Here is a 13,798-nt window from a genome sequence, read left to right on the forward strand (position 1 = left end):
CTCCCGGCGGACAAGAAAACCGTTACCCATGCAATCGGTCCATCCTGTTACCTATCTATCCGGTTCGGACACCGGCATCCTCTCCCCGTATAGTGACGGGGAGAGGGGCGCTCTCGCCGCCGCTTTGACCAATCACCAGCGTCTCAAAGAGGACGACAAGATCGCGGCCAGCCCTTTCTCCCCGTCCCTATACGGGGAGAAATGCCCGGCAGGGCAATGAGGGGCGGCGCGACATCGGCGATCTATTCCCTGTACGAAGTGGTTGTCCCGTCGGCGTTCGACGCTTTGTGCTTAAGCCCGAAAACTGTGGCGCGCCCCGCCTGAGTTTGGGGCGCGCCACGGGCGCAGGGAGATACGCCCTATTTCTTGAGCACGGCCCCTACTTTTTCAACACTGCGTTGGCTTTCGCCGCCGCCTCCTTCAGGCCCGTCTCCGGGTCCCCGCCGAGATAGATCTTCTGCATGGCGTCGGAGGTGATCTGGGCGATCTCTTCCCAGCCCGGAATGACCGGCGCGAAGCGGGCGTCGGGCAACAGTGCGGTGAAGGCGGCCAGATCGGCATTGTTGACATAATAGTCCATCTTGGCCTCTTCCTTGTTCACCGGCAGGAAGCCTTCGCCTTGCGTGAACTTGGCGCGTTGCTCCTTCGTGAACAGGAAGTCCATCAGCTTCCAGGCCTCGTCCTTGTTCTTGGAGTTCTTGAACATGATCATGGAATCCGTGACGCCATAGGTGCCGCGCGCGCCGGTCGGCCCGGCCGGAATGGCCGCCACGCCGTATTTCAGGCTCGGCGCCTCTTCCTTGATCTGGTTGGACAGGAACGGTGCGGTGATCATCATGCCGATCTTGCCCTGCTTGAACAGGTTCTGCACGTCTTCACGGTTGTTGGAGGTGACGCCGGGCTCGGTCAACCCTTCGTCGATCATCGACTTATAGAGCTTGGCTGCTGCAAGCGCGCCCGGCGTGCTCAAGCCGGAGGTGCCGTCCTTGTTGAGAATCTCGGTGCCCTGCGACCACATCGCGTAGTAGTAGTAGACGTCGGTCTCGATCTCCTTGCCCTGCAAGCCGAAGCCGAAGCTGCCGGAACCCAGTGCCTTGATCTTGCGGGCATCGTCCTGCAGTTCGGTCCAGGTCGCCGGTGGCTTGGCGATGCCGGCCTTCTCGAACAGTTCCTTGTTGTAATACATGGCCCGAGCCGAGGCTGCGATCGGCAGGCCATAGGTCTTGCCATTCATGATCGAGGGCGACAGGAAGGTCTCGATGAAACGGCCCTTGAATTCGGGCGTGATGTAGCTGTCGAGCGGCTCGGCGACATCCTGCTGGACGAAGTCGATCAGCCAGCGTGTGCCGATGATCGAGAGATCCGCATTGGTGCCGGCGGTGATGTCGGTGGTCAGTTTCTGCAGCAGCACATCCCACGGCACGACTTCGAACTTGACAGTGATGCCAGGGTTCTTCGCCTCGAACTCCTTCTTCACCTCTTCGAAATAAGGCCCGGTCTTGGCGCTGTATTCGGCGACGGTGACGCGCACTTCACCCGCATTCGCCTGCGCCGCGAAGGCCAGCATGCTCATTCCGGCCATCAGGCCGACAGTCCATTTGGCAAGGCTCATCCGATCTCTCCCATTTGTTCCGCGCTTTTTGCGCTCCTTGCGCCGATGGCTGGCACAAGATTTATGTGACTTTCCTACATTATCGCTGAATTCACCACATGCAAGCGGATTATCATGTTGCTTAATTACATTCCATTCATTAGCCTGCCGGCATCTGCCTGATCTGCGGGAGGAACAAGCACCGTGGTTTCGAAAGCCGAATTCGAGGGCCGTACTGTCGTCGTCACGGGTGCCGGCGGCGGCCTTGGCTCGGCGATCGTCGCACTGCTGGCCGGAAGGGGCGCGCGCGTGGTCGGCTGCGACCAATCCGAGGAGGCGCTGGCAAGCCCGCACCTTGCCTCGCGCCATGTTTTCAACCTTCTTGACCGCGCGTCCCTAGAGAAGGCGATCACAGCTGTTCTCGACAGGGACGGCGTACCCGATATCCTGATCAACAATGCCGGCTGGACGCGCGCCGAGACGCTTGCCGCGCTGACGGCGGAAAGGATCGAGCATGAGCTCGACCTCAATCTGACCGGGGTGATGACATTCGCCGATCCTATCGCCAAGGCGATGGCCGCGCGCGGATCGGGTAGCGTCGTCTTCATCTCCTCCGTCAATGCCATCGCGCATTTCGGCAATCCCGCCTATGCCGCCGCCAAGGCCGGCATCAACGCCTATGCCAAGTCGATCGCCGTCGAGCTTGGCCGCAGCGGCGTGCGCGCCAATGTCGTCTGCCCGGGGTCGATCCGCACCGCCGCCTGGGACCATCGCCTGGCCAAGGATCCGGAAATCCTCGGCAAGCTCAAGCGGCTCTATCCGCTCGGCCGCATCGTCAACGCGCAGGAAGTCGCCGAAGCGGTGGCTTTCCTTGCCTCAGACCGCGCCTCGGGCGTAACAGGCGTGGTGATGCCCGTCGATGCCGGGCTGACCGCCGGTTGCCTGCCGTTCATCGACGACATATTGGGAGCGTGACCATGACTGACGTCCTGTTTCGCAACCTGTCGAAATCCTTCGGCCAGCACAGGATCCTCGAGGACATCAACCTCGATATAAAAAGCGGCGAGTTCGTCGTGCTGGTCGGCCCGTCGGGCTGCGGCAAGTCCACCCTGCTGCGCATGCTGGCGGGCCTGGAGACGATCAGCTCGGGAGATCTGCTGATCGGCGGCACCCGCGCCAACGACCTGCCGCCGCAGCAGCGCAACATCGCCATGGTGTTCCAGTCCTATGCGCTGTTCCCGCATTTGAAGGCCTCCGAGAATATCGGCTTCGGCCCGAAGATCCGTGGCGAGAACCGCGCGGCGATCGACGAAAAGGTCAAGAAGGCGTCCGGCGTCCTCAACCTGTTTTCCTATCTCGACCGCTACCCGCGCCAGCTCTCGGGCGGCCAGCGCCAGCGCGTGGCCATGGGCCGCGCCATCGTGCGCGAACCCTCGGTGTTTCTGTTCGACGAGCCGCTCAGCAACCTCGACGCCCAGTTGCGAGTGCAGATGCGCACCGAGATCAAGGCGCTGCACCAGCGGCTGAAATCGACGATCGTCTATGTCACCCACGACCAGATCGAAGCCATGACGATGGCCGACCGCATCGTCGTGATGGACCGCGGCAGGATCCAGCAGGTCGGAGCACCGCTCGAACTCTATGACAGGCCGGCCAACAAGTTCGTTGCCGGCTTTCTCGGCTCGCCGTCGATGAGCTTTGTCTCCGGGGCTCTCAGGACGACGCCTGAGAAGACCTGGTTCGAGTCGGTTGGCGGCGGCCGGCTTGCGCTTGCCGGTAAGCCGGTGCCTGCGGGAAGCGTGGTGGAGGCCGGCATCCGGCCCGAGCATTTCATCATCGGCGAAGCCGCGGACGCCATGGCGCTCAAGGTGGATGTCGTCGAGCCGACCGGCTCCGAGACCCACGTCTATGGCGCCATTGGCACCGACACGGTGCGCGCCGTGTTCCGTGACAGGGTGCCGATCAGGCCGGGCGACCTGCTTCCGGTTTCGGTCGATCCCGGCAACATCCATCTGTTCGACAAGGCGACGGGCCTGCCGCTATGAGAACACCGGGATGACGACGAAGGCACAAGCATGAAGACGCCGGCCGACATCATCACGCGGTTGCAGCTGATGTCGCAGGACGGCACCAAGTCGGACCGCCGCCTGGCCGGCCTCGTGCTATCCGATCTCGATTTCGCCTCCAAAGCGGCGATCTCGGAGATCGCCTCACGCGTCGGCGTCAGCGAACCGACGGTCACGCGCTTCTGCCGCAATCTCGGTTGCGAGGGCCTGCGCGACTTCAAGTTCTATCTGGCGCAGGCCATCGCCATCGGCGGCCAATATCTGTCGCCGGAGCCACTGAGCCGCGATGCCCGCGAGCAGCGCATCGCCTCCGCCATCACCGAAGCGGCGATCTCGGCCATCCAGCGCGCCAGCGAGAATCTCGACATGACGACGCTGGTCGCGGTCGCCGAACGGTTGGCGATTTCGGGCAATGTCCTGTGCATCGGCTCCGGCGGCATCTCCTCGATGATGGCGACCGAGATGCAGAACCGGCTGTTCAGGCTCGGCTTGCCGGTGCTGGCGCAGATCGACGGCCAGTTGCAGCGCATGTATGCCGCCGTTGCCACGCCCGAGACCACTCTGGTCGCTTTTTCGGTGTCCGGCTATGCGCGCTCGGTCATCGAGGCCGTGCAGGTCGCGCAGCAATATGGCGCCATGACAGTGGCGGTCACCGCCCCCGACTCGGCGCTTGCCAAGGTCGCCGATACGGTCATCCATCTGCAGCCGCTCGAGGATGGCAACATCTACAAGCCGACATCGTCGCGCTACGCCCTGCTGGCGATCGTCGACATGATCGTGACATCGGTGGCCGAGACGCGCGGCCCGAAGGTGTTGGAGAACCTGCGCCGCATCAAACAGAGCGTAAACACGCTGAAGGTCGACGACCCCAGACTGCCGCTGGGCGATTGACTCCGAAGGTCGTGCGGCAAGGAAACCTATGCACCGAACACCTCGACGCTTCTTGCCAGCGTCGCCGGTTCGCCGACAACGCGCAGCGTCTTGAGCCGTGCCGTCCCGCCGGCAACGACCGAAACGGCCGACCCTGGCACCCCCAGCGCCTTGGCGACCAGCTTCACCAGCGCCTGATTGGCCGCACCGTTTTCCGGCACGGCGCGGACCCGCGCCTTAAAATGGCTGCGTCCGTCCGCCGATGTTTCGACGCCTTCAAACCTGTCCGAGGAAGATTTCGGTGTTAGCCGGACAAACAGCTCGATGCAGTTTTCGCGGATGAGGAATGGCGCGCTCATGCAACCGCCGGACTCACAGCAGCAGCGGCGCCACCGTAGTAAGAATGAACTGCCTGACGAAGAACAGGATCAGCAGCAGGATAATCGGCGAGATGTCGATGCCGCCAAGGTCGGGCATGAACCGGCGGATCGGCCGCAGCGCCGGCTCGGTCAGCCGGTAGAGCATGTTGCCGATGCTGCCGACGAACTGGTTGCGCGAGTTGACGACGTTGAAGGCATAGAGCCAGGAAAAGATCGCCGAGGCGATGATGACCCACCAATAAAGGTCGAGCGCCATGACGATGGTTTGAATGAGGGCGAGCATGCCGGTCTCCAATTGTTGCCGACATGTAGCCATTGCGCACCAAACCGGCAAGAGCCGCCGGCCGGCGCGACAGACAGCAAGGATTTCGGCAAAACGCCGCCTTGACAGAAATCCGCCGCGCCCGATAAATGCGCCATCCGCTGGACGGGGCTGTAGCTCAGCTGGGAGAGCGCGTCGTTCGCAATGACGAGGTCAGGAGTTCGATCCTCCTCAGCTCCACCAGCGGAATAATCGGTGGTCCGCTTTTTTGCCGCAAGGCGCGGACGGCATCCGTTGCGACGCGCGGCGTCAATGCTCCTCAAAAGGCCATATACGATTTCGCGGGATTTCCAGGGCAAGACAATTGTCAATTGGACTTATGGCGATGGTCGCTGTCGGATCGGCACTATTTTTTTTGGAAGTCGCCCCATTAGACTGGCGTTACCAAATCAGTTTTTTCTGTGTGTTGTGACTGGGCGTTTCGGCGGGGGCGACCGAAGGCGCTATATGGATTTCGAGTCGAAATGAAGAATTCGCCTGCGAAAGCAAAGACGTGTCCATTCGCGAGAATCTCGCTGCAAATCTCAGACGGCTCTGCAAGGACCATGCATCCATCAGCGCGGTATGCCGTGAGTTGGGGATCAATCGCACGCAGTTCGAACGCTATCTGCAGGGCCAGACCATTCCGAACAAGGCCACGGCCAAGCTGATCTGCGACTATTTCCGCATCCACGAAGCCGAACTGTATCAGGGCCCCGGCATGCCCGAGCCTTCGGTTGCCGGCCTGCCGCCGATCTCCGAAAGCCTGTTCAACCAGATGATTCGGCCTCCCGCCCCGTCGATCGCGGGAGGCACCTATTTCACCTATTTTTCGATCCCGGCCCGTCCCGACCTCCTGATGCGGTCGGTGACTTTCGTGCGTCGCGAGGCCGAGTTGGTCTCATTCCGCAGGGTCACCGGATGGTCGGAGCGCCGGGGCTCGACATGGGCGCGGGCGCGCGGCAACCACTACGGCGTGGCGATCTCGCGCCTGAACTGGATCTATTTTAGCGGCGTCAACCGTCGCCAGACCGGCGAGCCATCGCTGATCTCCGTGCAATGGGCTCCAATCTCGGAACCGGTTCTCGTCGGCAAGGCCATGCTTCTGACCGAGGCCGGGCCGGCATTCGTATCGGTCATTATGCGGCAGGATATGTCCGGTATCCGAGCACGGCATGCGATCCGTATGGCGCATGTTGTCACGCTTGACGATCCCGCCATCGATCAGCTCGTCGTCAGCCTCACCCAGGACGGGCTGAGCTAGGAGCACCAGCTGCTGGTTACGCTAAATAAGAACAAGAATATCTCGAAAAAGCGTATGCCAGCGAGTACCTACTCCATATCTGAGTAAAATCGATTTTTTAGACTTTCTTGGAAAGAAAGATATTATAGGTAACGTTGGATTTACTGTAATTTTAACACACAATTAATTCTTTCGAACTTACCTTTCTTCTCGCGGATCCCGCTGTGGGGGATCTTTTAACAGATCCCATTGGGGGTCGGGAAAGGGACGAAAATGGCCAAGAAAGTAAACAACGCCCCGAAGCTGACGGTTGCCGCAGGCACCCAGACCGTCTTCTTCTCGCAGGGCATGCACTACAACAAGCGCTGAAGTCGTTCGGCGCCGACGGGCTGTCCGCCCTGTCGGCGCCTTGCTTTCAAAAACGGCATCCAGCATCATGAAAATGCGCTCCTCAAAAACACTTGTGTTCTACCCCGGGACCAACAAGCTCACGGCCTGCAATTTCCTGACCCGAAGCGTCTTCGAATGCAGCCCCGCAGTGGTTGGTCTTCTCGCATCCTGGGACGAATGGGCCTCCACGGGAGAGGTCGCGCGCGCTCATGGATGGTCGAAATCCGACCTCAATGCCGTCGTTCCGCAATTGCTGGATTTTTCCGCCCTGGTCACCGCCGGCTCGCCGCTGGCCGAACGGGAGACGCAGTTCTCCGGGCAGTGGAACTGGGGCATTCCGACTGCGCTGATGCATTTCTGCGTCCAGGACAGCGAGTTCATGACCATCGAACAGGCCGAGGCACGGCAGATCGAACGCGCCGGTCATGCCACCCAGCCCGACCTTCTGCTGAAAAATGCCACGGATGCCATTCGGCTGCCGAACGCACTGGCCAACAACGAACTTCTGGCACTGATGGCGCGGCGCCGCACCAACCGCACCGCGGCCGCGCCCACCATCACCGCGCGGCAGCTCTCCAACTGCCTGTTCGCGGGCATGGGCATAACCGGCGAAACCAATAACTGCGTCGGCGCCCTGCCGCTCGGCATGACCCCCTCGGGCGGCGCGCGCAATCCCTATGAGGCCTATGTGGTTGCGCTTGGCGTCGAGGGTCTTGAGCCGGGTGTCTATCACTATTCCGCCGCCGATCACGACCTCGGCAGGATCTCGGCCAACCATCTGCCGAGGATCTCGGAGTTGGTCGGCGGGCAGGAATGGGCCGATACCATGCCATGCCTGGTCCTCCTGTGCGCCAGGCTCGACCGGACCATGTGGAAATATGACGATGCCAACGCCTACCGCGTCGTCCTGATCGAGGCTGGCCATATCGGCCAGAACATGATGCTGGCGGCGACCAGGCATGGTCTGTCGGCGTGTCCCACCGCAGCTCTCAGCCACTCGGCGATCAAGCGCCTACTCGGCCTCGACCGCCTCACCGACGCGCCCATCTATGCCTTGACCCTCTCGACCCCGGAACCAAGCCCGCATGCGGCCGGTCAATCCATCAATTAGCCGCCTCGGTATGTCCGGTGTAGCCAGTAACGCGTCCCCTGAGTTCCATCCGATAAAGGAGCAGCACGTGGCAAATCAGTCCTTACGGCAGTCAGAGATCGATAGTCTTCAATATATCGCGTCGATGACCAATGAGCTCGTGCAGATTGCCGACGCAAGCCGTTTTCCCATGATCTCCTATTTGCTTGGCATGGCCTATGCCGAAGCATTCGATATTCTGCGCGGCGCCCGGCCGGCAAGGCTTGCGCAACTCAGCGGCAACCCCATGCATCCCAAGCCGTATGCAAAGGACCACGCTCAGCCAAGGAGGGCGTAGCGGACGCAGCCGTGTGCCGGCGGGCTTACGGCCGAACCGGCGGGAGACACCTTGTGCGCTGCAAGGTCTGCTGCCGGAAAAAGCCGCCGCCGAGCCTGATCGCACCGATATGGTCTGGCGGTTCGAGCAGGCCAATGCCGAGGCTGCCAACATCGGGGGCCGGCGATCGGATCCGGCAGTGATCGCCGCCTTGATCGCTGGCAGCCCGCAAAATGAACATTGATGCGCAGAGATTTGAGGGGAACCCGCAGATGAACATGCTTGCAACCGTCCGGACCGTCGACGCCAGGGAAAGCATCTTCGGCCGGCTCCATGCCCTGATCGCAGCCCGGGCGGCATCGCCGGACTCGGCGCGCGTCGAGGCCCGACGGTTGATTTCCATGGCCATGGCCGACAGTTGGCAGGCCGACAGCCTCTGGGGCGCGGCAGACGCCTTTCATGCCCATTTCGATTTCATGATGCAGACCCATCGAGATCAACGGCGCCGACGACCCGAACCTGAGAATCCTGCGCACGAAATGCCGCTTCTACCTCGAGCAGGTCGAAGCACTATGTCAGTCGCTGAGCTGAGCAACCCCACTCGTCTTGCTTTGAGGCAATTCCGGGCGGAAACCACTGGAGCAGCGGGTGTCGCCGAGGCGGGCGCCCCAGGTGCCTCGACCTCGAGGGCGATGCCGGCCGGCTGTTGCTGGGCCGAGGCGCTGCCGCCCGCCATGATCACCGCTGCGACCAGCCTCGCCAACAAACCATGTCTGGACAAGAGCTTCTTCCTCGTTCTCGCGGGCGCTTCCTGCTGCGGCAGGCAGATGGCGGTTGACATGAAACATGACATTACTAGTCAACATTGAAGATGACTGCAACACTCAACAATTTTCTGCAACCCAGGGCGCCGATCGCCCGTATCCGTGCCTCGCCGCCTCAATGGAGAATCGCTAGAGTGACCCGGGCAACAGGAAGCTCTCGATGATCAAGGCAACGCCCTTCGACTACCCTTATGACAGCAGGCTGGTGGCCGAAAACACAGCGCTGGTCGTCATCGACCTGCAGCAGGATTTCCTGTCGACGACGGGCTATTTCGCCAGAAAGGGATACGATCCCTCGCCGCTGCGGGCGATCCTGCCGGCCGTGAACCGGCTGATCGGCGCGGCCCGCGCCGCCGGCGTCACGGTCATCCACACAAGGCAGGGCTATCGTGCCGACATGGCCGACATGACGCCTTACGAGAAATGGCGCCGCAAGCGCGCCGGCTTGGACGGCACGGACATCCTTTTGCGCTCGGGCCAGGGTTTCCAGATCGTTCCGGAGATCGACGTCGGGCCGCACGACATCATCGTCGACAAGACCTGCAACAGCGCCTTCACCTATACGGATTTCGAGCTCGTGCTGCGTGCCCGAGGCATCACGCATCTGATGTTTTCCGGCTGCACGACCGATGTCTGCGTCCACACCACGCTGCGCGAAGCCTGCGACCGCAATTTTCAGTGCCTGACGATCTCGGACGCCTGTGCGAGCGGCGACCAGAGAGCCCACGAGGCGGCGCTTCACATGGTGACGGTGGAGGACGGCGTCTTCGGCGCCCTGGCCGATTCAGCCGCAGTCATTGACGGCCTGTCACGGCTTGGCGACGGGCGCGAAGCAACAAAGGGCTGACGGACACTCAGCCCGCGCGCCTTTGCAGCCTCGGCCGGCCCGGCCGGATCGTCGACGACGATCTTCTGGAAGCCACCATCCTCGATCAGCCCGAGCTTGGTCGCGGTCTCGGCAAAGTCGTAGAAAAAGGGAACCGCGGCCTCGGCGGTCTTGCCTGGGATATGCGTGAACGCGATCGGCATTGCCATTTCCTCCATTTCTGGACTCACTGGATGCGGTAATCACCGGTCGCGCCAAGGCAGACCGGAATCCGGTTCATCGACTGCGAATGCATGGAAGCGCCGGGCCGCTAAACCCAGGCGATTAAAACGTTCAGGGAATGAGGCCCAGGACAACGGCCCCGGTGAACACGAACGCAAGGGCAAAGACGAAATAGGCAAAGGCACCGGCATAGGCCGGGCGGAAGGTCTGGGCATTGGCCAGCCTCTGGCCGCTGCTGTCAGTCTGAGCGTTCTGGATATAGGACATATCGACCTCCGTCTCAATCAATTAATCTATAAAACTTGTAGACTTTGTCGAGTGCTATTTTCGGGCATGATGCAGAATAATTTTCTCACATTCGGCCGAAAATTGGCGATGGTTTGCTTATTGGCGCTGTCTGGAAGGCTTGCGGCATGGGTTGTGGGCGCCGCAACGCCAGCCTCGACGGACCATCCCCGTCCTTGCAGACCCAATTCGCGCATTGGCCGCTCCGCGCATCAGGGATAGCATCGCAAAACGAGACATCATCCAACGGGATATGGGAGTTAAAATGGGCGCGAGACTTGCCGGCAAGGTCGCCATCGTTTCGGGCGGCGCGACGGGAATGGGCGGAGCGGCTTCGGAGCTGTTCGCCGCCGAGGGCGCCAGGGTGGCGATCATCGACCGCAACGGCGAAGCGGCAGCGGCGACGGCGGCGGCGATCCGGGCGCGCGGTCATGTCGCCGAGCATTTTGTCGCCGACGTCTCTGACGAAGCGCAAGTCGAGGCGGCGGTGAAAGGGGCGACGGAAAAACTCGGCCCGATCACCGTCCTGTTCAACCATGCCGGCACCATCGTCATAAAGCCGTTCCTGGAAACGACGCTTCAGGAATGGGACTGGCTGCATGCCGTCAATGTGCGCTCGATGTTCCTGATAACGCGCGCCGTGCTGCCCGGCATGATCGCGGCGGGCGGCGGCTCGATCGTCTGCACCTCGTCGATCTCGGCGGTGGCGGCGACGCCGAACGAAGTGCTCTACGACACCACCAAGGGCGCCTGCCACATGTTCGCGCGCGCCATCGCCGTCGAGTTCCGCGACCGCAACATCCGCTGCAACGCGGTCTGCCCCGGCTTCATACGCACGCCGCACGGCCTGCGCGAGGTCGCCGATCTGGGCAAGCTCGGTGTCGATGTCTCGGACGCAGCCCTTGCCGCGCAACAGGGGCGCATCGGCGAGCCGGAAGAGGTGGCGAAGGCAGCACTTTACCTAGCCAGCGACGAATCCAGCTTCGTCAACGGCGCGCATCTGTTCGTCGATAACGGCTTTACGGCGATGTGATGCTTTTCCTCGCCCCCACGGGAGTGGGGGGAGAAGTGGCTCGGGCGAAGCCCGAGACGGGGCGGGGGATGCCCTGCGTGAAGCCAGAACCGACTGAGAAGCTGGCGCAAGGCGCGGCCCTGAAAAAGCGACCATTCGACAGTCAGCGCAGCCCCTCTCCGACCGCTTCGCGGCCACCTCTCCCCGTTTTGCGGGGCGAGGAACCTAAGCCTGCGTTACCGCTCCTCCCGCCGAAAAGGCTTGAGCAACGCCGAGGGAGCGACAGCATTGCGCGACATGAAAGCCATGGCGACGATGGTGAAGATGAAGGGCAGCATCAGGAACGCTTCGTAGGGAATGTGCCCAAGGCCGCTCGCCTGCATGCGCAACTGCAAGGCATCGACAAAGGCGAACAACAGCGCCGCACCCGCCGAGCGCCATGGATCCCAGCGGCCGAACACGACCAGCGCGATCGCCACCCAGCCGCGCCCGGAGACGACGCCGAAAGTGAAGGCGTTGAACTGCGCCATCGACAGGAAGGCGCCGGCCAAACCCATCAAGGCGCCACCGAGGATCACCGCCTGGAAGCGCGTGGCGATCACGCTGACGCCGGCGGAATCGGCGGCACGCGGGTTCTCGCCGACCATGCGCACGGACAGGCCCCAAGGTGTGCGGTAGAGGATGAAGGCCGCCAGCGGGATGGCCAGGATGGCCATGTAGACCAGCGCGAACTGGTTGAACACCGCCGGCCCGAGCACCGGAATGTCGGACAGCACCGGGATCGGCAGAGTCTGAAAACCCATGATGCTCGGCGGGACCGATTGCTGCCCGAAGATCAGCCGGTAGAGAAAATAGGCGAGCCCCGAACTGAACAGGGTCACGCCGATGCCGCAGACATGCTGGCTGAGGCCGAGCGCCACGGTGAACAGCGCATGCAGCGCGCCCATCAGCATGCCGGTCAGCACTGCCACCAGGACACCCAGCCACAGGCTGCCGCTGAGGCTGGTGGCCGTGAAGCCGGTCATCGCGCAGAGCAGCATGATGCCTTCGATGCCGAGATTGAGCACGCCGGCCCGTTCGGAGAACATCTCGCCAAGCGTGGCAAAGGCCAGCGGCGTGGCGATGCGGATGATGGCCGCCAGGAAGCCGACCTGAAAAATCTGTTCCAGCACCACGCTCATCAGGCTGCTCCGACGCGGCGGATGCGGTAGGCGGTGAACAGCAGCGCCACCAGCATGGCGAGCAACGCTGTGCCCTGGATGACATCGCTGAGGAAGGCCGGAACACCGGTCGCCCGCGACATCGCCTCGGCCCCGGTCATCACGGCGGCCAGGAAGATCGCCGCCGGCACGACGCCGAGCGGGTTGAGCCGCGCCAGCATGGCGACGACGATGCCGGAGTAGCCGTAGCCCGGCGAGATGTCGCTCATCACCTGGAAATGCACGCCGCCGACCTCGCCGACGCCGGCCAGTCCCGCCAGTGCGCCGGAGAGCAGCGCCGTCGACAGCAGCACGCGCTGGACATTGATGCCGCCATAGCGTGCTGCCTCCGGGTTTTCGCCGGTGACCCGGATTTTGAAGCCAAGCGTGGTGCGCACGATGAGAAACCAGATCAAAGGCGCCGCGATCAGCGCCATGACAACGCCGAGATGCAGCCGCGTGCCTTCGATAAGCACCGGGAAATTCGCCGAATCCTCGATCGGAGGCGAGATCGGATAGCCGCTGAAGCTGTCCTTCCACGGCCCTTCGATCAGCGCCATCAGCGCGTAATAGATGACGGAGTTGAGCAGCAGCGAACTGACGACATCGTCGACCTTGAATTTCACTCGCAATGTCGCCGGGATGAGCGCGACGGCGGCGCCGGCCGCGGCGCCGGCGATCGCCATCAACAGCATGGCGAGCGGTCCCGGCATCGGGATCGCGCCGACAAAGCAGCTGGCTACCGCGCCGGCGAGCAGCTGCCCCTCGGCGCCGATGTTCCAGAATTTGGCCCGGAAGGCGACGGCCACCGCCAGACCGGTGAAGATCATCGGCGCGGCGCGCACCAGCGTTTCGGTGATCGCGTAGCTGTCGCCGAGCGAGGCCGTGAACATCACGCCATAGGATTCGAGCACGCCGGCGCCGGCCAGCGCTATGAGGCCGCTGCACAGCACAAGCGTGGCGCCGATCGCCAGCAGCGGCAGCGCAAGGTTGAACCAGGCGGGCGTCGCGGTACGAACTTCCAGGCGGAACATCAGCTATGGCACTCCGCCCGCCAGCCGTTGGCGCCGCCCCTCATCCGCCTGCCGGCACCTTCTCCCCGTATAGCTAGCGTGCGCACACATTTGATTTGGCGGTGGTCAGTATGGGTTTGCAAGGACGAAGCCCTCAACAATGGCGTGGA

15 protein-coding genes, 1 tRNA gene and 1 pseudogene are annotated in these 13,798 nt (G+C 62.5%); 10 read left to right on the plus strand and 7 right to left on the minus strand.

Features of this window, described 5'->3' with window-relative positions; translation table 11 throughout:
• Nucleotides 1–379: 379 nt before the first annotated feature.
• Nucleotides 380–1,612, minus strand: a complete 1,233-nt coding sequence (locus FJ934_RS26905; protein WP_140613440.1) for a sugar ABC transporter substrate-binding protein — start codon at nt 1,610–1,612, stop codon at nt 380–382.
• Between the two features lie 183 nt (nt 1,613–1,795).
• Between FJ934_RS26905 and FJ934_RS26910 the strand changes: the two genes are divergently transcribed.
• Genes FJ934_RS26910 through FJ934_RS26920 form a run of 3 tightly spaced genes read left to right on the plus strand, consistent with a single transcriptional unit; the run spans nt 1,796 to nt 4,548 of the window.
• A complete protein-coding gene (locus FJ934_RS26910) occupies nt 1,796–2,566 on the plus strand; it encodes an SDR family oxidoreductase (protein ID WP_140613441.1) in 771 nt (256 codons plus the stop codon).
• A 2-nt stretch (nt 2,567–2,568) separates the two neighbouring features.
• Nucleotides 2,569–3,636: a sn-glycerol-3-phosphate ABC transporter ATP-binding protein UgpC gene (ugpC, locus tag FJ934_RS26915; protein ID WP_140613442.1), complete on the plus strand. Its 1,068-nt coding sequence runs from the start codon at nt 2,569–2,571 to the stop codon at nt 3,634–3,636.
• 30 nt (nt 3,637–3,666) lie between these two features.
• A complete protein-coding gene (locus tag FJ934_RS26920) occupies nt 3,667–4,548 on the plus strand; it encodes a MurR/RpiR family transcriptional regulator (protein WP_140613443.1) in 882 nt (293 codons plus the stop codon).
• A gap of 26 nt (nt 4,549–4,574) precedes the next feature.
• Here FJ934_RS26920 and FJ934_RS26925 read toward each other — a convergent pair whose 3' ends face one another.
• The gene (locus FJ934_RS26925; RefSeq protein WP_140613444.1) at nt 4,575–4,886 is read right to left on the minus strand and encodes a DUF167 family protein; all 312 of its coding nucleotides are present in this window, start codon (nt 4,884–4,886) and stop codon (nt 4,575–4,577) included.
• Nucleotides 4,887–4,899: 13 nt separating this feature from the next.
• Nucleotides 4,900–5,190, minus strand: a complete 291-nt coding sequence (locus FJ934_RS26930) for a YggT family protein (RefSeq protein WP_140613445.1) — start codon at nt 5,188–5,190, stop codon at nt 4,900–4,902.
• A gap of 146 nt (nt 5,191–5,336) precedes the next feature.
• Between FJ934_RS26930 and FJ934_RS26935 the strand changes: the two genes are divergently transcribed.
• The 6 genes from FJ934_RS26935 to FJ934_RS26970 all read left to right on the plus strand — a co-directional run bounded on the left by FJ934_RS26935 (nt 5,337) and on the right by FJ934_RS26970 (nt 9,918).
• Nucleotides 5,337–5,412, plus strand: a tRNA-Ala gene (locus FJ934_RS26935).
• A gap of 310 nt (nt 5,413–5,722) precedes the next feature.
• A complete protein-coding gene (locus FJ934_RS26940) occupies nt 5,723–6,472 on the plus strand; it encodes a helix-turn-helix transcriptional regulator (RefSeq protein ID WP_140613446.1) in 750 nt (249 codons plus the stop codon).
• Nucleotides 6,473–6,893: 421 nt separating this feature from the next.
• Nucleotides 6,894–7,952 (plus strand): SagB/ThcOx family dehydrogenase, encoded by a 1,059-nt coding sequence (locus tag FJ934_RS26950; RefSeq protein ID WP_246671653.1) that lies wholly within the window; start codon nt 6,894–6,896, stop codon nt 7,950–7,952.
• Nucleotides 7,953–8,019: 67 nt separating this feature from the next.
• A complete protein-coding gene (locus FJ934_RS26955; protein WP_140613448.1) occupies nt 8,020–8,268 on the plus strand; it encodes a hypothetical protein in 249 nt (82 codons plus the stop codon).
• Nucleotides 8,269–8,519: 251 nt separating this feature from the next.
• Nucleotides 8,520–9,116 (plus strand): hypothetical protein, encoded by a 597-nt coding sequence (locus FJ934_RS28620; RefSeq protein ID WP_246671654.1) that lies wholly within the window; start codon nt 8,520–8,522, stop codon nt 9,114–9,116.
• Nucleotides 9,117–9,231: 115 nt separating this feature from the next.
• Nucleotides 9,232–9,918 (plus strand): isochorismatase family cysteine hydrolase, encoded by a 687-nt coding sequence (locus FJ934_RS26970; protein ID WP_140613449.1) that lies wholly within the window; start codon nt 9,232–9,234, stop codon nt 9,916–9,918.
• A 38-nt stretch (nt 9,919–9,956) separates the two neighbouring features.
• On the opposite strand, the pseudogene FJ934_RS28810 reads toward FJ934_RS26970, so the two are convergent.
• Both FJ934_RS28810 and FJ934_RS26980 read right to left on the minus strand, forming a co-directional pair.
• A pseudogene (locus tag FJ934_RS28810) lies at nt 9,957–10,100 on the minus strand (LLM class flavin-dependent oxidoreductase); the annotation flags it as partial.
• Between the two features lie 130 nt (nt 10,101–10,230).
• Nucleotides 10,231–10,386 (minus strand): hypothetical protein, encoded by a 156-nt coding sequence (locus FJ934_RS26980; RefSeq protein ID WP_140613450.1) that lies wholly within the window; start codon nt 10,384–10,386, stop codon nt 10,231–10,233.
• A gap of 283 nt (nt 10,387–10,669) precedes the next feature.
• On the opposite strand from FJ934_RS26980, the gene FJ934_RS26985 reads away from it, so the two are divergent.
• Nucleotides 10,670–11,437, plus strand: a complete 768-nt coding sequence (locus FJ934_RS26985; protein WP_140613451.1) for an SDR family oxidoreductase — start codon at nt 10,670–10,672, stop codon at nt 11,435–11,437.
• A 215-nt stretch (nt 11,438–11,652) separates the two neighbouring features.
• Here the strand turns inward: FJ934_RS26985 and FJ934_RS26990 are convergent, their stop codons facing one another.
• Both FJ934_RS26990 and FJ934_RS26995 read right to left on the minus strand, forming a co-directional pair.
• A complete protein-coding gene (locus FJ934_RS26990; RefSeq protein WP_140613452.1) occupies nt 11,653–12,597 on the minus strand; it encodes an ABC transporter permease in 945 nt (314 codons plus the stop codon).
• Entirely contained in the window at nt 12,597–13,649 is a 1,053-nt protein-coding gene (locus FJ934_RS26995; protein WP_140613453.1) for an ABC transporter permease, read from the minus strand. Before FJ934_RS26995 ends, FJ934_RS26990 begins: the two co-directional genes overlap by 1 nt.
• Nucleotides 13,650–13,798: the final 149 nt, after the last annotated feature.

This window comes from Mesorhizobium sp. B2-4-12 (assembly GCF_006441575.1).
In the GTDB taxonomy this organism is placed as follows: domain Bacteria; phylum Pseudomonadota; class Alphaproteobacteria; order Rhizobiales; family Rhizobiaceae; genus Mesorhizobium.

What these genes read in the sequence shown, in the direction of transcription:
- FJ934_RS26990 (WP_140613452.1), bottom strand. Translation starts at nt 12,597, where the DNA reads ATGAGCGTGGTGCTGGAACAGATTTTTCAGGTCGGCTTCCTGGCGGCC.
- FJ934_RS26950 (WP_246671653.1), top strand. Translation starts at nt 6,894, where the DNA reads ATGCGCTCCTCAAAAACACTTGTGTTCTACCCCGGGACCAACAAGCTC.
- ugpC (WP_140613442.1), top strand. Translation starts at nt 2,569, where the DNA reads ATGACTGACGTCCTGTTTCGCAACCTGTCGAAATCCTTCGGCCAGCAC.
- FJ934_RS28620 (WP_246671654.1), top strand. Translation starts at nt 8,520, where the DNA reads ATGAACATGCTTGCAACCGTCCGGACCGTCGACGCCAGGGAAAGCATC.
- FJ934_RS26930 (WP_140613445.1), bottom strand. Translation starts at nt 5,190, where the DNA reads ATGCTCGCCCTCATTCAAACCATCGTCATGGCGCTCGACCTTTATTGG.
- FJ934_RS26925 (WP_140613444.1), bottom strand. Translation starts at nt 4,886, where the DNA reads ATGAGCGCGCCATTCCTCATCCGCGAAAACTGCATCGAGCTGTTTGTC.
- FJ934_RS26985 (WP_140613451.1), top strand. Translation starts at nt 10,670, where the DNA reads ATGGGCGCGAGACTTGCCGGCAAGGTCGCCATCGTTTCGGGCGGCGCG.
- FJ934_RS26995 (WP_140613453.1), bottom strand. Translation starts at nt 13,649, where the DNA reads ATGTTCCGCCTGGAAGTTCGTACCGCGACGCCCGCCTGGTTCAACCTT.
- FJ934_RS26980 (WP_140613450.1), bottom strand. Translation starts at nt 10,386, where the DNA reads ATGTCCTATATCCAGAACGCTCAGACTGACAGCAGCGGCCAGAGGCTG.
- FJ934_RS26920 (WP_140613443.1), top strand. Translation starts at nt 3,667, where the DNA reads ATGAAGACGCCGGCCGACATCATCACGCGGTTGCAGCTGATGTCGCAG.
- FJ934_RS26905 (WP_140613440.1), bottom strand. Translation starts at nt 1,612, where the DNA reads ATGAGCCTTGCCAAATGGACTGTCGGCCTGATGGCCGGAATGAGCATG.
- FJ934_RS26970 (WP_140613449.1), top strand. Translation starts at nt 9,232, where the DNA reads ATGATCAAGGCAACGCCCTTCGACTACCCTTATGACAGCAGGCTGGTG.